The organism is Dyadobacter sediminis (genome assembly GCF_005860765.1).
In the GTDB taxonomy this organism is placed as follows: domain Bacteria; phylum Bacteroidota; class Bacteroidia; order Cytophagales; family Spirosomataceae; genus Dyadobacter; species Dyadobacter sediminis.
In genome coordinates, this window is record NZ_VCEI01000028.1 from 39723 (window position 1) to 60210 (window position 20488).

Annotated in this window: 15 protein-coding genes; 9 read left to right on the forward strand and 6 right to left on the reverse strand. The window is 43.5% G+C overall.

Annotation, left to right across the window (positions count from 1 at the left end; all coding sequences use genetic code 11):
• Window positions 1-212: 212 nt before the first annotated feature.
• Window positions 213-629 carry a hypothetical protein gene (locus FEM55_RS17230; RefSeq protein ID WP_138282645.1) on the reverse strand — a complete coding sequence of 139 codons (417 nt, stop codon included), beginning with the start codon at window positions 627-629 and terminating at the stop codon, window positions 213-215.
• Between the two features lie 756 nt (window positions 630-1385).
• Between FEM55_RS17230 and FEM55_RS17235 the strand changes: the two genes are divergently transcribed.
• Genes FEM55_RS17235 through FEM55_RS17245 form a run of 3 tightly spaced genes read left to right on the forward strand, consistent with a single transcriptional unit; the run spans window position 1386 to window position 3006 of the window.
• Complete coding sequence (locus FEM55_RS17235) at window positions 1386-1775, forward strand: plasmid mobilization protein (RefSeq protein ID WP_138282646.1); 390 nt, start codon at window positions 1386-1388, stop codon at window positions 1773-1775.
• Window positions 1763-2602: a relaxase/mobilization nuclease domain-containing protein gene (locus FEM55_RS17240; RefSeq protein WP_229209313.1), complete on the forward strand. Its 840-nt coding sequence runs from the start codon at window positions 1763-1765 to the stop codon at window positions 2600-2602. Before FEM55_RS17235 ends, FEM55_RS17240 begins: the two co-directional genes overlap by 13 nt.
• Before the next feature lie 26 nt (window positions 2603-2628).
• A complete protein-coding gene (locus FEM55_RS17245) occupies window positions 2629-3006 on the forward strand; it encodes a hypothetical protein (protein WP_138282647.1) in 378 nt (125 codons plus the stop codon).
• A 655-nt stretch (window positions 3007-3661) separates the two neighbouring features.
• Here FEM55_RS17245 and FEM55_RS17250 read toward each other — a convergent pair.
• Complete coding sequence (locus FEM55_RS17250; protein WP_138282648.1) at window positions 3662-6805, reverse strand: DUF3427 domain-containing protein; 3144 nt, start codon at window positions 6803-6805, stop codon at window positions 3662-3664.
• Between the two features lie 111 nt (window positions 6806-6916).
• Between FEM55_RS17250 and FEM55_RS17255 the strand changes: the two genes are divergently transcribed.
• The 3 genes from FEM55_RS17255 (at window position 6917) to FEM55_RS25220 (ending at window position 10016) form a co-directional block, all read left to right on the forward strand.
• The gene (locus FEM55_RS17255; protein WP_138282649.1) at window positions 6917-7942 is read left to right on the forward strand and encodes a PD-(D/E)XK nuclease family protein; all 1026 of its coding nucleotides are present in this window, start codon (window positions 6917-6919) and stop codon (window positions 7940-7942) included.
• Between the two features lie 69 nt (window positions 7943-8011).
• Window positions 8012-9184 carry a PDDEXK family nuclease gene (locus tag FEM55_RS17260; protein ID WP_138282650.1) on the forward strand — a complete coding sequence of 391 codons (1173 nt, stop codon included), beginning with the start codon at window positions 8012-8014 and terminating at the stop codon, window positions 9182-9184.
• Window positions 9185-9647: 463 nt separating this feature from the next.
• Window positions 9648-10016: a hypothetical protein gene (locus tag FEM55_RS25220; protein ID WP_374756481.1), complete on the forward strand. Its 369-nt coding sequence runs from the start codon at window positions 9648-9650 to the stop codon at window positions 10014-10016.
• A 141-nt stretch (window positions 10017-10157) separates the two neighbouring features.
• Here the strand turns inward: FEM55_RS25220 and FEM55_RS17270 are convergent, their stop codons facing one another.
• The gene (locus FEM55_RS17270; RefSeq protein ID WP_138282651.1) at window positions 10158-12245 is read right to left on the reverse strand and encodes an ATP-binding protein; all 2088 of its coding nucleotides are present in this window, start codon (window positions 12243-12245) and stop codon (window positions 10158-10160) included.
• 818 nt (window positions 12246-13063) lie between these two features.
• Between FEM55_RS17270 and FEM55_RS17275 the strand changes: the two genes are divergently transcribed.
• Window positions 13064-13879: a 3-keto-disaccharide hydrolase gene (locus FEM55_RS17275; RefSeq protein ID WP_138282652.1), complete on the forward strand. Its 816-nt coding sequence runs from the start codon at window positions 13064-13066 to the stop codon at window positions 13877-13879.
• A gap of 339 nt (window positions 13880-14218) precedes the next feature.
• On the opposite strand, the gene FEM55_RS17280 is transcribed toward FEM55_RS17275, so the two are convergent.
• Together FEM55_RS17280 and FEM55_RS17285 are read right to left on the reverse strand one after the other, a co-directional pair.
• Window positions 14219-15802, reverse strand: coding sequence for a Na+/H+ antiporter (locus FEM55_RS17280; RefSeq protein ID WP_138282653.1), 1584 nt, complete (start codon window positions 15800-15802; stop codon window positions 14219-14221).
• A gap of 288 nt (window positions 15803-16090) precedes the next feature.
• Complete coding sequence (locus FEM55_RS17285; RefSeq protein ID WP_138282654.1) at window positions 16091-16507, reverse strand: winged helix-turn-helix transcriptional regulator; 417 nt, start codon at window positions 16505-16507, stop codon at window positions 16091-16093.
• A 94-nt stretch (window positions 16508-16601) separates the two neighbouring features.
• Here FEM55_RS17285 and FEM55_RS17290 point away from each other — a divergent pair, with 94 nt between their 5' ends.
• Together FEM55_RS17290 and FEM55_RS17295 are read left to right on the forward strand one after the other, a co-directional pair.
• Window positions 16602-17465: an SDR family oxidoreductase gene (locus FEM55_RS17290; protein ID WP_138282655.1), complete on the forward strand. Its 864-nt coding sequence runs from the start codon at window positions 16602-16604 to the stop codon at window positions 17463-17465.
• 452 nt (window positions 17466-17917) lie between these two features.
• A complete protein-coding gene (locus FEM55_RS17295; protein ID WP_138282656.1) occupies window positions 17918-18343 on the forward strand; it encodes a response regulator in 426 nt (141 codons plus the stop codon).
• A gap of 441 nt (window positions 18344-18784) precedes the next feature.
• On the opposite strand, the gene FEM55_RS17300 is transcribed toward FEM55_RS17295, so the two are convergent.
• A complete protein-coding gene (locus tag FEM55_RS17300; protein ID WP_138282657.1) occupies window positions 18785-20422 on the reverse strand; it encodes an ABC-F family ATP-binding cassette domain-containing protein in 1638 nt (545 codons plus the stop codon).
• Between the last annotated feature and the right edge of the window lie 66 nt (window positions 20423-20488).

The window sequence follows — 20488 nt, forward strand, 5'->3', positions numbered from 1 at the left end:
CGGTTGAGTATGCAGTAACTAGGTAGTATTTGTAAGCACATAGTTACAAATAGAAAAGCAATAATCTTTCAAAGCAATTAAACATTGAATGCTTAATGTCTGATATATTTAATATTTACAACTATTTTGTAGCACTATTTTTATGATGGTGTTTGTTTACGAAGTCAGACTTTTATAATCCTTTTAAGTATTGTATATACCTTTGATTCACATTATCTCTCTCTGACAAATCTGGTCGAATATTCACCACAATAGGTTGTCAGCTCATTCGGTTTGTTTTTCACTATCCGAAAGTTTGGACATGAAGCACAGTTGACCAAAGCACAAATTGGATCAAGCTCCACGGGGATCAAGGGCTTTACTTGCATGGAAATACCATTTACTGTATAGGAAGTGGGTGCGCAACATGGCAGATACCCATTCTTATTTAGCATAACACCATCAAATCTAAATACAACAATATTAGATTCGGCATTGGTCACAGGTACTGTAACAGAATCAGGTGAAGTGTGTTCTATTGGCCGCCAGGTACCTGCGATATTAGCAAAGCTGGAAATTGGATCGCGTTCGTCTTTTTTGCAGTTTGTAAAAGCAAATAATAGCAGGACAAAAAGTACAATTCTATTCATGGCTGATTGTTTAACATATCAGATTGATATCAGCCAACTTTAGTTGTAATTTTAATAATTTATTTTGATAATTATACATTGCTGAACACGAATGATTTTGGATGAAGATTTTAAATCACAAACGAGGGAAATACATAGGTACTTGGTTTAACATTTAATAGGACAAGAAGATTCTAGCTTGACTAGAAATTCTATTTAACATAATGATAGTTATAAAACAAATTTAGAATAGTAATATTTAAAGTAAATTATTCATATACTACCATAATTATTGAATTTTAGATATAGTTATTTACTACGAAGGTAATAGTAATTTATATTTTTTTTCAACTTTGAACATGCAATTGAATTTTTAACTGTAAACCTGATTCAGTAACATACGGTTTCGAACAAACTATGGCGCCTTTACAAATTCTCGAACAAACACAAACATTTTCGACTTATTTCGACCAATTTCGGCTCAACACAAATATTTCAATCAGACTGACTTTATCGGCCTGAAACGCTCTTGATCCTAAGGCAAATTTACATAGGATAGGTAAATCTCATTTCAATAAACTAGATTCACATATCGGCTCAGCATCCAATTTTGAAGACTTCAAGATCCAAATGAGCCGCCTGCTTTGCGCGTCTGGCCAGATGTACGATTGTAATACAATCGCCGGTTGCTGCGCACCCGATCTGGCCTTCCCCTCCAAAGTCGGTCCAGGTTTTTAAAGGAGTTTTTTAATGTTTGAAAGTGTAGATAGGATCGTGATGAAAGAAGAAAAATCGAACAAGACAAAGCTTGTAATCTTCCGGTTAACACCCAAAGAATACGCCAATCTGGAAGCCAAACGTGGCCGCACCACCTGCCGGAAATTAAGTGAATTTTTGCGGCTCTTAATCTTCAACCGACCAGTAACCGTGATCGAAAGAAACGGTTCGCAAGATCAAATGATCGATGAATTGTCGGAGTTGCGGGAAGAACTTAATCGACTCGGCAACAACTTCAATCAGGCAACCAAACGCCTCAATGCCGTCAACCAAATTTCAGAATTCAGAAACTGGATTGCCAGCTACGAAGCTGAGAAGACATTCCTGTTTTCAGTTCTGGATAAGATCAAATCGCAAACCGATAAACTGGCAGATCAATGGTTGCAGTGATCCACACCAGCAGCCGACTTCGGTCAGTGCTACATTATAATGAAAACAAGCTGAAACAGGGACAAGCGGAATGTATTGCTGCCATCAACTATCCTAAGGATGCGAATGCCCTGAGTTTTGATCAAAAGCTGAACCGAATTCAGAGGCAGCTGACTTTGAACAAAAGGACAAAGGTCAATATGGTTCACATGTCCTTGAACTTTGATCCGTCGGAAAAGCTGAGCAAAGAACAGCTCACGGAGATTTCAAAAGCCTATTTAAAAGGAATCGGTTTTGAAAAGCAACCCGCCCTCGTATACGAGCATCGGGATGCCGGTCACCCCCACGTCCATCTAGTGACAACCAACATCAAAGCGGATGGAAGCCGGATCTCACTACACAACCTGGGCAAAAATCAATCGGAGAAAACCAGGAAAGAGATAGAGATAGACTTTGGTTTGGTGAAGGCACAAGATCGTAAAGCGCAGGAGTTTAATTTAAAACCTATCATCATCAAAGCAGAGTATGGAAAATCAGAAACCAAGAAAGCCATTGCCAATGTGCTCGACAAAGTTCTCAACGAATACAAGTTCACCACGATGGGCGAATTTAATGCGGTGCTCAATCAATATAATGTTGCGGCGGACATTGGCTCAGCGGGTTCCAGGATCAGAAAGAACAATGGCATCTTATACCGAGTATTGGACAAAGACGGTAACCGGGTTGGGGTGCCGATTAAAGCAAGCGACTTTCATTTCAAGCCAACATATAGAAATCTGAAAGTTCGTTTTCTGTTTAATGAGATGAATTCAGACCGTACGAAGGTTTCTTTACGCTATTCCTTCTAGGTGCTTGCTTTATTACAATGACCTACATGATGTACATTGATGCGAAATGGCAGGACGACATGTCAACGCATGCACCCGTTGTTTGCATGAAGATCACATACGGAACCAGGGGAGCAGGAACAGTTAAATATCCTGATCAGGTCTACGCGGAGTACCTGGGGAAAACCTATCAATTTGATATGGGCAGGAAATACTACCGAAGCCTGTTAGGCGTCGATACCATTGCAGTTTATTTTGACCAAGCTAGTGGCAGAGCATTTCTGCCCACATCCGGGCAAGTCAAACATTACACTGGTCTCTACCTGCTTGTGGCAGCCTTTGGCCTTTTTTTGATCGGAGGAAGTACGTGGGAGTTTATCAAGATTGTGAGGAAACGTAACCCGAAAAACAAACAAAGCTTTTAGCTTGGTATACTGGGCACAAAACTCAAAAGCAGAGGCGATTTGAATGCGCTTGCACCACAGCGCAACGAAAGGTACAAAGCAAAAAGTGACGACTGCAAATCCATAAGGCTATTTACCACGGCTGTTGCCGCTCCTTAAACCGCCAATGAATTTGCAGCCAAGGGTAAACCCCGTCACTTTTTGCTTTGTGTGAGAACAGGCGATTGCGATGAGGCGAAAAATAATTAATAAGAAAAAACGGCTGTGAACATTCCCTTATTTCTCTACTCGATTTTGATCCTGACTGATATCTATTCCCCCTTACTTGCCCTTTTCGCATATCCGGAGTATGTAATATAACCTTTGGCTCCAAAGATAATTAGCTCAAAACGGAGATTATCTGAGTCAAGTTCGCTTGTTGAGTATGATAATTCATGATCTGAGTACGCTCTGTACTTTGCGGATAACATTGAATCGGTTTTGAATCCTTCAATAAAATTATCCTGAAATATTAGCGTGTTAAGTCGTATTAAGTAATTGACAACGTTAGCGATTAAGGAAAGAGCAAAGAGTGCGGCAAGCAACCTAAATGCAATTTTTTCACATTTATCAATTCTGAATTTGTCAATTTAAGGCCTCTATTGCGTAGTTAAAATTACAAATATTACATAAGTGCTTACCCAACCGCCATCTTCGCCATCTCCTTCCAGATATAATGCGGAGCTGACTCGCGCAATGCCCAATTGATACTCATCGGCTTCGCTCCGTAATGGTCGATATAATCCGCCAAGCCCAGGAAGACATAGGCAATCGTATTATTGAATTCATCATTGTTCTTCTCCCGCACAAAAAGAAGAATCGATTTCCCCGTTTGCTTTTGCTTTACATAGGATAGCCCCTTGCCAGTTTCAGGCCGGGCGTTGTTCTGAGATTGCCAGTGAAATATCTTTTCACTGACTGCGTAATCGTTATACAATGTCGTCGGAGAGTAATTTGCTTCTGTCTTTTCCAGCGTTATGAGCAGCAGCTCGGCATTCTTTGCTTCCAGGTTTACAACCCCTTCGCGGTTGCTTGATTTTCTTTCAAATGTGCTTTCTCCGAAAGCGGCCAGGACCTGTTCCCTCGAATATCGACTATGTACTTTGAGTGGTTGAACGAAAGGCAGATCAGTGTCCATTTCGATGTGCGAAATTCTGTCAATCACCAGTTCGAGCAGCTCGACCATTTCACTCACTAGCTGTTCATTTCTTCCAATTTTTGCAATACTTGCCGATAGGTCCTCTGCTCCGCCTGGGCTTTGCCAAAAGTCGTAGTGAAGCATGGTTAGCATTAATTTTTCATGATCCGGCAACGTATTTGCATCTACCTGAAACTTCTGCTTCGCCATCCTTAGAATGAATGACAAATAGCTGAATGAATTACAGCAGAGCCACTTTTTCAGTATCGTGCGCTTCGTCTCCTCCTCATTGATGGGCGATAGATCGTCCAATCGATTCGCTAACTGACAAAGTCTGCTCCAAGTCGCTCGCTTGTAAATCGCTTGCAGCGGAATGTTATGGAAAGCGACAAAGTTTTTAAGCGATAAAGGCATTGTGGTTTGATGCCGGAAATTGGCGATTTTGGCAACGAGCTGATTTGTATTGAGCTGAGTTGCCGACCTGATATTTTTGAGAATGATTTCCTTTGCCTTCTTTTCTAAAACAATGGAGCATCCCAATGGCAAATGTGGAAAATCACGTTCGAGTTCTTCCAGCGTAGAAGTATTGGTTTTACCTATAAGCGCTCTGAATTTGCCTTCAAAATCGTATTCCGGCCGGGCATTGCCAACAAAGTCAAGAACAGTCAAGCACTCCTTACTTTCTGAAAGTCGCAAACCCCTACCAAGTTGTTGAAGAAACACCGTTAAACTTTCGGTAGGCCGTAAAAACAGCACTGTGTCAATCTCTGGGATATCGACACCTTCATTGAAGATATCAACCACGAAGAGGTAGTTGATATCCTTTCGCAACAATTTAGATTTGATGGTGGATCTCAATTCTTCACGGTCGCCTCCGCTGATAAGGTAATCCGCTTTTAGCCCAGCTAATGAAAACTTTTCCGCCATGTAAATGGCGTGTTCCCGAGTGACACAAAAACCCAATGCCCTGACATCCTCATAGTCTGTGAGATAGTTTCTGCAATGATTAATTATTTCTCCCACCCGAAGATCATTGTGCGTATAAATTTTCGTCAGCTCGCTTGGGAGATAGCGTCCATTCTGCCAGGTTGCGTTAGATAAATCTGTACTGTCGCTAATTCCAAAATATTGAAATGGACAAAGCAGTTTCCTGTTCATGGCCTCAGGCAATCTGATTTCGGCTGCAATTGTATCACAAAAATCTGCCAGAATATCAGCCCCGTCGGTACGCTCGGGAGTCGCGGTTAAGCCAAGAAGCACCTTCGGCTTAAATTTATTTAGAATCGGGCGGTAACTATTCGCGGCGATGTGGTGTACTTCATCAATGATAATGAAGTCATAATAGCTTTCCGAAAGCGGTAGCTCCTCCATGCGATTTGCAAGAGTCATCACGGACGCAAACACGACATCGTAATTGTCTGGCTCAATGCCGTCAACCCAGAGATCGCCAAAGTTGTTGTCACGTAGAATGCCCGCAAAAGTAGCCCTTGCCTGCATCAATATCTCCTTTCTATGTGCGACGAAAAGCAGTCTCGCGTGAGGCTGCGTTTTAAGAAAGTTCTTGAAATCAAATGCCGAGACTACCGTTTTGCCTGTACCGGTTGCAGCGACAATCAAATTTCTATTCCTATTATGAATTTGTCTCTCTGCTAAGAGCTTTTCTGAAATTTCCTCCTGGAACGGTAAAGGCTTTATATCAAAGAAAGAAGTCCCTTCGACCTGGCCTTTGTTCTTTTCTCTTCCGAGGGCCGCTTTTAGTTTCTCCGAATGTTCACCTGACCGGAAATATTCGAATTCTCCGTCTTGCCAATATGTTTCGAAAGTCTTCGCGAATTTATCTATGATGTGACCAACTTCTTGAGTTGTTACTTTCAGGTTCCACTCCAATCCGCTGGTTAGTGCGCTCCTTGAAATATTGGATGAACCAATGTAGCCCGTATTGAAGCCAGTATTTCGGAAGAACAGATAAGATTTAGCATGTAGTCGCTCGTTTTCCGTATTGTATGAGATTTTTACTTCACAATTGGGCAGGCTGGCTAAAAACTCTACCGCTTTCAGATCAGTCGCACCCATGTAGGAGGTCGTGATAATTCTAAGGGAATTACCTTTACGCGTGAATTCTTCCAGTTCTTTCTGAAAGATTCTGATTCCTGACCATTTGATGAAGGAAACCAGGAAGTATATCTTATCAGAAGACAATATTTCCTTTTTCAACTCACTTTCAAGCGAAAGACCGACATTAGAACCTGTGAATAACTCGCTTTGTCCCAATCCTGTAAATGGAGTTATTTCCTTGATATGTTTTTCAAAATCGGAGAAAGGCGCATCCATTTTCGCGAATACAGCATGCAGGATTTTTCCATTTATTGAAACCAAGTCATCCTCGAAATCTGTGTGATCCAACTCGGTTCGAAGTACCCTGATAATCTTGTTTGACAGATCAATTTGATGTTCAATGCTGTCATCTCCCGTGATTAAGCTTAATGCGTAGTTCAAACACCCACTTACATGCTGGCTAAGCACGCGAGCGACCTCGCTCTTTTCGACAGGAGTTTCCTTTACATAGAATTGCTGTTTATCGAGGGAGCTTATCTTTGAGTCGATAAGCTTAGTGATCAAATTCTCGTAAAGGCCTTGCTGCATGGGGTGAGTTTTAAAATAGTATTCGGATAAAATTGCAAAAAACTATTACTTGCTAAAATAACAGTTTGACATAGATCTTTTACAAAGTATTCAAAGTCCTCCAAAAAACATATGAAAGAAACCCAAACCCCGAACATCTTTAAACTAGCAACAAAGGAATTAACTCAGGATGCGTTCTTTGCTTGGCTATTGCAATGGGCCGATCAAAAGTATAGAGGCGTAAACACAAATCTGAATCATACTGCACAGGATTTTGTGAGGAAGCTCATTGGGCAAACTGATACTTACGCCATAACGACAGTAGAGGTTGGTAGGCAACGGCAAAATATCGATGTCTGGGCAGAGATTAATTGTGAGTATTTCATCAGTATAGAAGATAAAACCAATACCGGCAGGCATTCGAATCAACTAGCACGTTATAAAGAACTCGTTGAAAGTGAGTTCGGTGGAAAGCCACACAAGCTCACATTTGTATACCTCAAAACAGGGAATGAAAGTCTTTCATCGTTGGATCTGATTAAGCGCCAAGAAGGATATACGATCATTGATAGAAGGACGGTTCTCGCAATACTCGATGCCCGACCCGTAAACAACGATATTTTTAATGACTTTCGATCATATCTAGCAAGGTTGCAGGAGCTAACAGATTCTTGTTCCAACTTCGAGGCAGTAAAAACCGACGAAAGTGCCGCCCAAGGGTTCTACCTTAATTTACAAAAGCTTCTCCCTGAATGGACTGATTGGAACTATGTATCGAATCCTACTGGCGGTTTTTGGGGATTTTGGTATCACTGGGTACAGATTAATGACTTTAAATTGTATATCCAGATTGAAAATAAGATTAAGGTTGATTTACAGGTCAAAATCAAAATTGAAGGCAGGGCACCTAACATCGATTATTTAAACCAGCTATGTTCCCAGCTAGGAGAATTGGCGTCTAGATATGGACTCCTGATTGCTAAACCAAAAAAATTTAGGCTGGGAAATACGTCGACGCTTGCTATTGCGGTGAATGCTCTTCCATCGACTACGGATGAGGATCTTGATATGTCGCGCATCTTGACCAATCTTCAAAACCTCCAACAAGTACTGGATGAGTATGCTTTGATATCCCTTCCGACGAACAGTAATTTATAAATTATGACAACAAATTGGAAAAGACAGACTGGGCAGCCCCTGTTGATCTTGAATAATGCAACCCGAAGCATGGAACGAGTATCGCTCTTTAGCAATGAATTCTCTGAAAGCTGGCTGCAAAAACTCATACATGAAAACGCTTCCCTTCTTCCAATCAGTGAAATTGAATCCGGATTTGCTAATGCAATTTCTATGGGCAGGGAAATAAAAACCAAGTCTGGGTATATTGATAACCTGCTCATCTCACCAGATGGCTATATAACAATTGTAGAAACAAAACTTTGGCGGAATCCACAGGCAAGAAGAGAAGTGGTCGGACAAATCCTGGACTATGCCAAAGAATTAAGTAAATGGACTTTCTCTGATTTGGATATTAGCCTGAAACGTTACGATCAAACTTCTGAAGGAGTTGTCGCGAAGGTTCGCAGACATCCGGGTTGCGAAGATATAGAGGAACATACGCTGATCGACAACATCAACAAAAACCTAAGAAGAGGACGTATCTTACTTTTAATTGTTGGAGACGGAATTCGTGAAAGCGTTGAAGAAATGGTCGAGTATCTGTCACAAACTCCCCAGCTACACTTTACTCTGGCACTGGTCGAACTGCAAGTATACAGGCTTGGCGATTCTATTGATTCCCTGTTAATCATTCCGCAAGTCGTGACCAGAACAAGGGAAATTACAAGGGCTGTTGTACGTGTAGAAGGAGACTATTCTACTGGATTAACCTTAGATATTGACAGCGACCTGGGGACTGAACCAGAAACATTACACAGGAGATCATCAGGACGAACCACACTTTCAGCTCAGGACTATTTTGAGCAGCTGCTGCAAAACACAAATTCCTACACTGTCGATTTTGTGAAAAAGGTTATAACAGATAGTCAACAAATTGGCCTAACTGTTGAATGGAACGCATCCAGTTTTGGACTCCAATTCCCTGATCCGGCCGGAAGCGGGCTTAGAATTAGTATTATGACTTTTGATAAAAAGGGTCAAATCATGTTAGGCTATGCTGAAAAGCAGATTGAAGCCTTAAACATTCCATCCAATATCAATTACAGTTTTTGTGCAGAAACGGCGGTGATGTTTACCGGACTTGCACCTAATCCTCTTAAGCTGGGAAGCTGGAACCGAAGAATTTCCATCTCAGAGCTAATTCCTTCGTATGATCTTTTTATGGAAAGATTAGAAGTATACTTAAATGAAATATCTGATTCGCAAACAACGCCGGATTAGATTTATAGTTTCAATGGCAAACGTATTTTTCTTATTTTTACGTTAGCAAAATCGCAGTTACCGCGACCAAAAACCACAGGCATTTCCAAACTTTGAACACAAAAAACCACCCGAAAACGCACTAGAAAACCAGCGAAACCCGACCCCAAACAACTCAATTTTCGCTAAAAGAATTATACATAACAAATATACTGTTGTACTATATGTATAAAAAATAGTGAGTCTTTCGTGTAGTTTACCTCAAATACAGGAGGCAAGACCTTGATTACGAGTCGATTAAAGGCAAAGTTCGAGACCCGTCTCCCTCCCTTGAAATAAGTTCAAAGTCAAACAAAATGCCTGTAAATCAATGATTTGCTGGCATTTTTGTTTTTTAGATTATATCAAAGAACATTCGGTCTGCTTTTCTATTTAAAGCCCGCCAGAAACCAAAATAGGAACAGTTCGCTACATTTATCTGCGAATTACCGTCGATGGCAAGGTCGCCAAGCTATCTACCAAAAAGCTATGGAATACCGAAAGGTGGAATTTCTCAGTTGGACGCCCAGCCGGAAACAAGGAAGATGCCAAGACGATTAATGCATGCTTGGATATGCTCACTGCCAAAGTTTACCAGGCCAAGAAAATTTTTACAGAGGATGACAAAGAAATTTCTGCGGAAGGACTGAAGAACATTCTGCTCGGCAAGAGCAACGAAACCCGAACGATCCTTAAAGTTTTTGCGCATCACAATGAGCAGATAGGAAGCACTTGTCGATCAAGAGTTCGCACCACTAACTTTGAAGCGCTACAAGACCGCGAAGGAGCATACTGCCTCCTTTATCAAGTGTAAGTACAAGAAGGATGACATGGCGATCTAGGACTTGAATTATGAATTCATTAACTGAATTCAATTTCTGGCTTCGGAGTGCAAGAGGCTGTAATTATAACTCGGCAATCAAGTACATGAGCAATCTGAAAAAGGTCGTCAGGACTAGTGCTGTTCCAAGGATTTATAACGCTTGTCGAGCAAACCGGTGAGCAATGATGTCATTGATTCCAGATCCACAGGCTTCACCAGATGTCCATCAAAACCTGCTTCTTTGGTTCGTTGACGGTCTCCATCCTGACCATACCCTGTTACTGCAATCACAACCACAGCCTGACCCCAAGCTTGCTGACGGATGAGACCACACGTGGCATACCCATCTAAACCCGGCATGCCAATGTCCAGCAGAATAGCAGCCGGTTGAACCTCCTGGGCCGCTTCGATGCCTGCCCGACCACTCGTTCGGGTATGGGCTTCATAGCCTTTGATGTTTAACAGCATTGCCATCATTAAGCCTGCATCTGCATTATCATCGATTACTAAAATTCGCTTGGCTATGGCTGACTCCGCAATTTGCAGGGCAGGTTTTACTAGCTGCATCCCAGTAACTCCCAACATCGGCAGATGAACCGTAAAGCTGCTACCTTTGCCTATCCCTTCGCTCTGGGCTTCCACGCGGCCCCCATGCATCTCCACCAGCCGCTTGACTAATGTCAGGCCTAAGCCTAAGCCTCCTTTCGAGCGAGCCAGTGAATTATCCACTTGTACAAACAGCTCAAAGATGGCCGATAGTTGATCAGTCGCCAAACCAATACCGTTATCCCTTACCTGAAGAATTGCTTCGTTGTTGTGGTATCTTACACTAACCCACACCTGTCCTCGCTCACCCGTATAGCGGGCTCCATTGGTTAACAGGTTGGTTACCACCTGGGTCAAGCGGGTGGCGTCGCCTTCCAGATAGATGGCAGCCTGGGGTAGGTCAATGTGCAAGCGCTTTCCCTGTTGCTGATAAACTGAATGCACCGATTCGGCGGCCTGACCGACGATCTCAACCAAGTTGACCCGTCCGGTCTTGAGGTCAATCTTGCCCCGATCAATGCGGCTTACATCCAGCAGATCATCTACCATCCTGACCAAATGCTCCGTTTGGCGACGCATCATCTCTAAGGTCGACCGGTTCATATCTTCGGTGATGGTTAAATCCAGAATGTGAAGTCCTGAGCGGATGGTGGACATGGGGTTACGTAGCTCGTGAGCCAACATGGCCAGAAACTCATCCTTGCGCCGGTCGGCTTTCAGGAGCCCTTCCTGTGCTTGTTTGGCATCATCAGTATCAATACTCAGGCCGTACCAAGCTTCAATTTGTCCGGCTGAGTTGCGGCGAGGCAGGGCGCGGAAGATGTGCCAACGATACACGCCATCGTACCGTTCATAGCGTACCTCCCCTTCATAGGATTCACCTGTCTGCTGGCAGCGTTGCCAGTAGGGCAGAATACGAGCTGCATCATCGGGATGCATCGTCAACATCCATCCATGCCCACTGGCCTGCTCATAGGTCTGGCCCGTATAGTCATACCAGCGTTGGTTGAAATAAATGTTTTCCCCTGATGCTGAACAGACCCAGACCAGCGCTGGAGCGGCTTCCGTTATGGTCCGAAACTCGGCTTCGCTTTTACTTAATGCTTCCTGGGCGCGGGTATGTTCGAGTGTTTGGGTATCTTGGGAAAGGATAATGACCGCTGCCTGGGTAATGGCCTTGGCCAGAGACTCTTCTTGGGCCGTGGCCTGATGAAAGTGGGGAAAGTAGAGGGCCAAACTTCCGATGGCTTTGCCCTGCCGGGTCAGGATGGGGTAAGAGCTCGCAGCGCAAAATCCATGAGCGATAGCCATAGGCAAATAGGGTTGCCAGTGCGGGTCTTTGAACACATCCGGCGTGTGAACGGTCCGGCCGGTGGCGATGGCATAGCCGCTGCAAAACGAGTCGTCACTAACGGGAAAGCCATTTAAGGGGGCTGTGTAGGAGGGGGCCATGTCGCCCGCTCCCTCGATGGCATGCAAGCGTTTGCCGTCAGGATAGGCCAGGTAAAAGGCTGTACGCACGTCGCTGCCCAATTCGAGTTTGACCAGTTGAGCGAGGATGTTCAAGACGTTGACCAGAGATTCTCCGTTGATGGCCGCCTGAAAGGCTTCGTTTTGGAGTAGGGTACGCTGTTGGGCAGTAATATGGCAGAAATCGTGTGGTATGCTGTTCATAATTCGGCAAAGGCTCTTTGGCAAAAACCATTAAGTTACTAATGTGATTTTACTCCACTAAGTTAGTTAATCAATGCCTTTGTTCCGACGCAAAGTGAGAGTAAAAAATTGTAGACTAGTAACATCTTTTTAAATGTACGAAATCTACGGTGGACCCGGACAAAGCCAGTGGAGTGTGTACAGTCTAATAACCAGGCGTTTTTCAGTAATTATATTTCGTGGTTTCTACAAAGGATGCAGGGAAACGATTACATTAAACGGAGATCCTGGCATTCCGCAATGAGAAATGTAATATTACGGCTTCTCTCTTTCAAATTTGAAATCACTCTTGCTTGTGCATCGATCTGTTAATTTGAATAGTTGCTTACCTCATTGAGCAGGCCAGGAAAATGTATGGTTTGAGTAGAAACTGGTCAGCATTGCATTCCTTGGCGATTTCCGCCAGATTGTACTCAGCGGACACTTGTATTATTGTCAGCATACAGATGGTTTTCAGCCATTTTTTCTCAACATGCATACGCTTTTCTTAAAAGAAACTCATTGTCTTAAATAAAAGCAGCAGAGTCTTCCAGTATACCTGCATTGCACTAGTAGAACTGGTTGTTTATATTGTTTTAAGACCATGCCCAAATACTTGAATGAAATTTTCTTTTTGCCGTACATGGGATGATAATCCGCTATCAGCATTCAGTTGCCAAGTCAACATGCAGCTACGTTTGCTGCTGCTCTTGCATCCATAGTTATTTGGCTTTGTTTGTCAACCATGTTTAATAAAAACCATAATGTTGTTCTTCAATTTTATCCAAAAATGCCCTTGCATGAAGTTATTCGCAATTTCCTTCATGCTGCTGTTCGCCGGTGGCCTCAAAGCGCAGAATAAATCTTCAAAGATTCTTTTTAATGGAAAGGACCTGACGGGCTGGGAAACGTATCTTGACCGGGCAGACCAGGACGGTAAAGGTTTGCCAATCGGTTTAAATAAAGATCCAAACCAGGTTTTTTCAGTGGTTACCGAGGACGGAAAGCCTGCGATACGCATTTCGGGTGAGACTTTTGGAGCAATCACAACCTTGGATGCTTATCAGAATTATCATTTACGTCTGCATTTTAAGTGGGGAAAGAAAAAGTGGCCTCCCAAACTCAGTGCGCCACGCGATAGCGGCTTGCTTTTTCACAGCGTTGGTGACTATGGTTCCTCTTTTCTTTGGAAAGAATCTTTTGAATTTCAGGTTCAGGAAGGGGATTGCGGAGATTATTGGGGCGTATCGGATGTATTGGCCGACATCGAGTCCGAGAAAAATGAAAAAGGGAAGTACATCTACCGTAAAGGTGCGCCAAAGGTGGTTTTTAAAGACAAGACTCCCGTTGGCAGGTCCTGTCTGAAAAGTATTGACAATGAGCTGAAATTGGGCGATTGGAACACCATTGATCTATATTGTTTGGGCGGAACTTCCATTCACGTGATCAATGGCAAGGTGAATATGATACTGACGAACACCCGGCATATCATTGACGGGCGTGAAGAACCTTTGACAAAGGGGCAAATACAACTTCAGTCTGAGGGTGCGGAAGTGTTTTACCGGGACCTGACGGTTGAGCCCATCACTGAATTGCCGAAGGATTTGCTAAAATGAATTGCACTTCACGAGTTTTTAAAAATGTCTGGCTGTAAACCGGCACCTATCTGCAACCTGAGTATAAAGTTTTCATGTTCCGGATCAGAAACTTTTATGCTCCTGCCATAACTCAACCCTTGGCTGCTTAATGAACGCTTTCTATTTTCTTCTGTCAGCGTTTAAAATAACATACCCGTGTAATCTTATACGCAAACTAGGAATTCTGAACACTCTCCAGGTACAAAGCTAATAATCTCATTGCAGCAAGATATGCGTCAAAATGCAATCATGCTGACCATTACTCTGTGAATTAATCTTCTTCTGAACAGCTATTCTTTCTTGTATTCCTGGCAGGGTTCAGATCATTTTCAGCCGCTCTTCCTCCAGATCAATCTGGAACAACTGCTGGCGAATGATTTCTTCGTTAATCATTGGATCTTTGTTCAACTCGGTGAGATATTCCCTTTGTTTTTCAAGTAGTTGAAGAAAAATCAATTTGGTCTTCTGATTCATCCAATTATCGTCGGTAGCTTTCGCACGCTCTTCCCACTGTTTCAAAAATTGCTCCATGCCTTCGTGTTCATTGGGCTCGTTGTCGTATTTGCTTTTTAGAAAGAGGTAGACATGCTGTTTCAAGCCTTGTTTCATTTCCTTTCTGATTAATTCATCCGATTTTTCTTCTATTATTCCTTCAAAAAGCCCCGACCGGGTGATCAGATAGGGAAGGGTAAGCCCTTGCACAACAAGCGTTAGAAGTATGACGATAAAAGTAATAAACAAAATAAGGTTACGTTGCGGGAAATCCGTTTCATTGCCAAGGGTGATGGGGATAGCCAGGGCCGCAGCAAGCGATACAACACCACGCATACCTGTCCAGCCGAGCAGCATTGGCATCATCCATCGTCTGCGATTGGATGAGGCGCGCGGCATCACGCCGGGACGGAAAAGGTAAGTGGCCAGCAATGCGGCATAAGAACTGATGATCCTTGCTATAACGAGTACACCTGTGATGAGTACGCCGGAACCAATGGCGGTATGTAAAGGAATGCCTTTTTCCCGCATACCCTCGACGATTTCAGGAAGTTCCAATCCGATGAGAAGGAATACAGTGCCGTTTAAAATAAAGACAAAACTTCCCCAGACACTGAAACTCTGGATACGGCTGGTACTGTTCAGGAAAACAAGTCGCCTTGCCGACATAAACAATCCTCCGCTTACGACGGCCAGTACGCCTGAACAATGAAATTGTTCGGCCAGCCAATACATGAAATAGGGTTCAATGATAGTCAGGGAAATGTTGGATTGCGCATCAAGCGGCAGTCGTTTATGCAACTGAACGAATCCCCATGCCAGCAGCAAGCCGATTCCTGTACCACCCACAACCATCCATAAAAAACTCACGGCTGCATCCTGCCAAACAAGGTGTCCGGTGCCGACAGCAACTAATGCAAACTGGAAAATAATCAAGGATGAGGCGTCGTTGAGCAGGCTTTCGCCTTCCAGTATCGCTGACGTGGTTTTTGGTATTTTCACGAATTTGGTAATGGCTCCGGTACTCACCGCGTCTGGCGGCGATACAATCCCTCCCAGTAAAAATCCCAGGGCAAGTGTGAATCCGGGTATAAAATGGTAGGCAACCACCGCTACTGACATCGCTGTAAAAAAGACGACAAGGAATGCAAAGCTGCCAATGATGCGCCACCATTTTTTCATTTCCTTAAAAGAGATCGACCAGGAAGCTTCAAAGAGCAAGGGCGGAAGGAAAATGAAAAAAATAAGGTCGGGATCAATCCTTACCATGGGCAATCCCGGAAGAAAACCAATGAGCAGACCTGCAACGACGAGCAGTATCGGATAAGCAATTTTAAGCTTATTCGCCAGCATGTTCAGTAGTACAATGGCAAATACCATTGCAAGCAAAAAGGGTAAATAAGTATGCATTACAGGAATGATATAACTAAATACTGATCATAAGTAAGCTTTACGGCCCGGGAATTTAGATTTTTTTGCCTTGCAGCCGAAGTCTTTTTAATGTGAAGATATGTTTTTTACGAAAATAGCTTATTGTCAGAATACTCAGTGATCAACCCTATGCATAATATCAAGGCAGCATTGTTACCACCAGCGAAAATCTACGATCAATCAAGCATAGAGTGTTGCATAAAGCAATCAAATATATTGCAGGTCTGAAAAAGTGTGACTTCCGCAATACTATGAGAGATCCCTTGCTTATGCAAGGGACTTTTCGCGGGCAAGCCGTTGGTACTTCTCAACGGCCACGTCTTTGCCATTTTGGAGTTCCTCCAGCAATCCCGGGTCGATGACGGTCGGGCAATGCTTGGCTCCCCACAGAATGAGCTCTATGATAATCGGGACAGTGTCAACTCCTTTTTCCGTCAGGCGATAGGTGAATTTCGATTTCTTATCTGCAGCCACGGCCTTGGTTAAGATGCCTTGCGATTCCAGAATCACTAGCCGGTCGGCCAGAATGTTGGTCGCCATTTTTTCTGCTGACTGCAGAAATTGCCCGTAAGTACACTTCCCTGCGAACACCATATCCCGCAGAATGAGCAGGGTCCACTTATCTCCCAGCACGTCAAGTGATGTGCTGATCGGGCAGGTAGAACGCTGTTTTAGCTCTTTCATGGAAAATTTATTTTTACTTGCATTTCGCAAGTATTATTATTTATCTTTACACTTGCAAATTGCAAGTAAATATACTGATTTTATTTCTTTTATCATGATCTTAGTAACTGGAGCCACCGGTGGATTAGGCCACCAAACCATTGAATCTTTGCTCACTACCGTCCCGGCTGCCGAAATTGCCGTCCTGGTGCGCGACGTCAGCAAAGCCACGGATCTTGTAAGTCAGGGTGTAGACGTCCGGCAAGCGGACTACTTGGACTATCCTTCGCTGGTACAAGCTTTTCGGGGCATCGAGAAAGTGCTGCTGGTTTCCGCCGTGGCATTTACCGACCGGGTGCACCAGCACCAAAATGTTATTGATGCTGCGAGGGAAGCCGGAGTAAAGCACCTTTTCTATACCAGCATCCAGCGCAGTACCGATTTTGTGATGCAGGAAGTTACGGAAAGCGACCTGACAACTGAAGCCTACCTCAAAGAGTCCGGACTGGTATATACCATTCTCAAAAACGGTTTTTACTTTGAAGGCCTTGGATACCTGATTGGAAGCGAGGTGCCGAATGCGGAGATTCTTTTTCCGGCGGGAGAAGGCAGGATCGCTTTTGTCAAGCGGGCAGAGCTGGCTGCTGTCACGGCTGCCTTACTGACCAGTGAAGGGCATGACAATCAAGAGTATACGCTATCCGGGAGTGAAGCCTATTCGTTTCACGACATTGCCAAGGAATTTACTGCATTGGCAGGCCGGCCTATCGTATACAAAAACAGCGAATTGGCACCTTACATTGAACAAAAAGTAGCTACGGGCTTTCCCGAAATCGTTGCCAACTTCCTTGGCCAGTGGGGTGCGGCCGCCGAACACGGCATGCTGGCCGGAACGCATGATACTGTCGAGCGTTTGTTGGGCCGTAGGCCAACTTCGCTGCGGGAGTACCTGAAAGCGACTTACTTTCCAGGTATCTGACCGCTTGTAGTGGCCCATCACTGCGTGTATCAATACAGCTAGTCTAGTTTTTAGCTTACGCCGTTGCCAAGGCATCTGACTTCATATTTCGTGATTTGCTGCGACTGGTCTATAAGTCTGTTAGTTTTTAGTTATTATAAACTTGGAACTTCACCCCGGCAACATCGCAGTTGCCACTGCCAAAAGACACCGGAATTTTTGTCTATCGGATCAGGTCAGAAATGTAAAATTCCCGATCAATAGGGAAATCGCTGAACTACCTGCCGGAACATGCTCGCTGCTCATTTTGCATATGTATACGGTGTCTGATATCTACCGATAAATAAGTTTCAAAATAATAGTTATGAACTGTAAGTATTATTTTATATTGGCTGTCTCTAGCAATCCTTTGCAGCTTGAAACACCGAAGTCTCAAAGGAGTAAAGAGTCCGTGCAAAATTTAATCTTAACTTATGTCAGTTTCAGGACCCATATTAATAGTAGAAGACGACAAAGACGATCAGTTTATTACCCTGGAAGCTTTGAGAGAGTTGGGAGTTAATAATCAAGTACTTTTTTTTGAAAATGGACCACAGGTAATACAGTATTTTAGCTCGACTACCGAACAGGCTTTCCTGATACTTTGTGATGTAAATCTGCCATTAATGAACGGCATAGAACTCAGAGATTACATTGACAGTTCTCCCGAACTGAAGAAGAAAGCCATACCGTTTGTCTATTTTACAACATCCGGGAGTGCTGTGATGGTGAATGAGGCATATAAAGGCTCTATTCAGGGATATTTTCAAAAGCCTCAGAATTACGGTGAACTGAAAGGCCGGTTATCGTCCATAATCGAGTACTGGAAATCCTGTTTACATCCCAATACGTTCAGATAACATCTGCATCAATAAAGTACACATCATGAAGATATCAATACAGAACAGACCCGGTAAGCCATCTATATACAGATTAAACGGAAGGAAAACTTCTGCTGAATCCGTTTGCAGTTAATGTAAATGTTTTTAACACTTCAGAGCTCTTTACCGGAAAAATGCATGCATTATGTAAAGATGTGAAAAGAAGTGTTAAACGAAATATATGGTATGAATATCAGAAAAGGCTATGTGCCGGATAGGAAGTATGTTGTGAAATGTGCCAAGTATAACGGAAACCTGGATGGAAAGATACTTGTGAAATGAGGTTTTGAAAACGGCATCCGGTGATTTAGACCGAATGCCGGCGATTTGGATATCTGCAATCCGCAGGATGTTGTAATTTGAAGCAAATTGAAAGCTGCCTTTGAAGTGGCATATTTACTTGGAGCAAGTCCTGAAATGTTACTTCGCAAGCTGCAAATCTGCTATACTTTTGATCCGGTTTCGTTCCAGAAAAGCATCAATGGTTTCAAAATGCTCGATCACGCGCTTGTCTTTGAACTCAAAGACTTTTTGGGACAGGCCCTGCAAAAAATCACGATCGTGAGAGACCAGCACCAGCGTTCCGTCAAAGTTTCTGAGTGCTTCTTTCAAAACATCCTTCGACTTTAAGTCCAAATGGTTGGTAGGCTCATCGAGAATCAGCAGGTTTACAGGTTCCAGAAGCAGCTTCACCATGGCAAGGCGCGTTTTTTCTCCACCCGACAATACACTTACTTTCTTGTCAATGTCTTCACCCTGAAACATGAAGGCTCCCAGAATATTCTTGATCTGGGTTCTTACGTCTCCTTCTGCAACTTCGTCCACCGTCTGGAAAATAGTGAGGTTGGGATCCAGTAACGATGCCTGGTTCTGTGCAAAATAGCCGACCTTCACATTGTGTCCAAGCTGGCAGGTTCCGTCCACATCGATCTGGCCCATGATGGCTTTGATCATCGTAGATTTACCTTCACCATTCCGGCCTACAAACGACACCTTTTCGCCTCTTGAAATGGTCATGCTTGCATTTTTGAACACAACCTGATCCCCGTAGGATTTTGATACATCTTTTACAGTAACCGGATAGTCACCCGACCGTGGCGAAGGTGGAAAGCGAAGTTTCAGAGCTGAATTATCGATTTCATCAATTTCAATGATTTCCAGTTTTTCCAGCATGCGTTCGCGCGAAGAAACCTGATTGGTTTTGGAGTACGTGCCGCGAAAGCGTTCGATAAATTGCATATTATCGGCAATCATTTTCTGCTGTTCCTGATACGCCTTGATCTGATGTGCCCTGCGCTCTTCGCGCAATATCAGGTAATGCGAATAGTTTGCCTTGTAGTCATAAATCCGGCCCATGGTTACTTCAATCGTACGGTTGGTGATATTGTCGATGAAGGCACGGTCGTGAGAAATCACCATTACGGCATTTGATTTATTCACCAGAAAATCTTCCAGCCAGATTACAGATTCGATGTCGATATGGTTTGTCGGCTCATCCAGCAAAATCAGATCCGGCTTTTGCAGAAGTATTTTGGCAAGTTCAATGCGCATACGCCATCCGCCGCTGAATTCCTTGGTTTGCCGATGGAAATCTTCCGGCCTGAATCCCAAACCTTTCAACGCTTTTTCAACCTCCGCGTCATAATTGACTTCTTCAAGCTGGTAGTATTTGTCACCCAGTTCGGTAACCTGTTCGATGATGGCCATGTATTCATCGCTTTCATAATCCGTACGGGTTTCGAGTTCAAGGTTCAGCTTTTCCATTTCGGTACGCATTTCAAAAACCTGTTTGAACGCTTTGGCCGCTTCTTCAAAAACGGTACAATTGTCTTCTGTAAGTAAATGTTGCGGCAAATAAGCAATGATAGCATCTTTGGGTGCACGTACATGGCCGCGATTGGCTTTTTGTTCACCGGCAATAATCTTCATCATGGTGGATTTTCCCGCTCCGTTCTTACCCATAAGGGCAATTTTATCAGTAGGATTAATCACGAAGGAAACTTCGCTAAAAAGGACAGAACCGCTGAATTCAACGGCCAAATTTTCAACTGTAATCATCGTCTCATTTTTTGAAGCCGCAAAGGTACGATGATACGATTGAAAGAATGAAAAAAGTCATTGAAC

Coding starts and splice junctions, on each gene's coding strand:
- FEM55_RS17230 (WP_138282645.1), bottom strand. CDS start 629: ATGAATAGAATTGTACTTTTTGTCCTGCTATTATTTGCTTTTACAAAC.
- FEM55_RS17235 (WP_138282646.1), top strand. CDS start 1,386: ATGAAAGAAGAAAAATCGAACAAGACAAAGCTTGTAATCTTCCGGTTA.
- FEM55_RS17240 (WP_229209313.1), top strand. CDS start 1,763: ATGGTTGCAGTGATCCACACCAGCAGCCGACTTCGGTCAGTGCTACAT.
- FEM55_RS17245 (WP_138282647.1), top strand. CDS start 2,629: ATGATGTACATTGATGCGAAATGGCAGGACGACATGTCAACGCATGCA.
- FEM55_RS17250 (WP_138282648.1), bottom strand. CDS start 6,805: ATGCAGCAAGGCCTTTACGAGAATTTGATCACTAAGCTTATCGACTCA.
- FEM55_RS17255 (WP_138282649.1), top strand. CDS start 6,917: ATGAAAGAAACCCAAACCCCGAACATCTTTAAACTAGCAACAAAGGAA.
- FEM55_RS17260 (WP_138282650.1), top strand. CDS start 8,012: ATGGAACGAGTATCGCTCTTTAGCAATGAATTCTCTGAAAGCTGGCTG.
- FEM55_RS17270 (WP_138282651.1), bottom strand. CDS start 12,245: ATGAACAGCATACCACACGATTTCTGCCATATTACTGCCCAACAGCGT.
- FEM55_RS17275 (WP_138282652.1), top strand. CDS start 13,064: ATGAAGTTATTCGCAATTTCCTTCATGCTGCTGTTCGCCGGTGGCCTC.
- FEM55_RS17280 (WP_138282653.1), bottom strand. CDS start 15,802: ATGCATACTTATTTACCCTTTTTGCTTGCAATGGTATTTGCCATTGTA.
- FEM55_RS17285 (WP_138282654.1), bottom strand. CDS start 16,507: ATGAAAGAGCTAAAACAGCGTTCTACCTGCCCGATCAGCACATCACTT.
- FEM55_RS17290 (WP_138282655.1), top strand. CDS start 16,602: ATGATCTTAGTAACTGGAGCCACCGGTGGATTAGGCCACCAAACCATT.
- FEM55_RS17295 (WP_138282656.1), top strand. CDS start 17,918: ATGTCAGTTTCAGGACCCATATTAATAGTAGAAGACGACAAAGACGAT.
- FEM55_RS17300 (WP_138282657.1), bottom strand. CDS start 20,422: ATGATTACAGTTGAAAATTTGGCCGTTGAATTCAGCGGTTCTGTCCTT.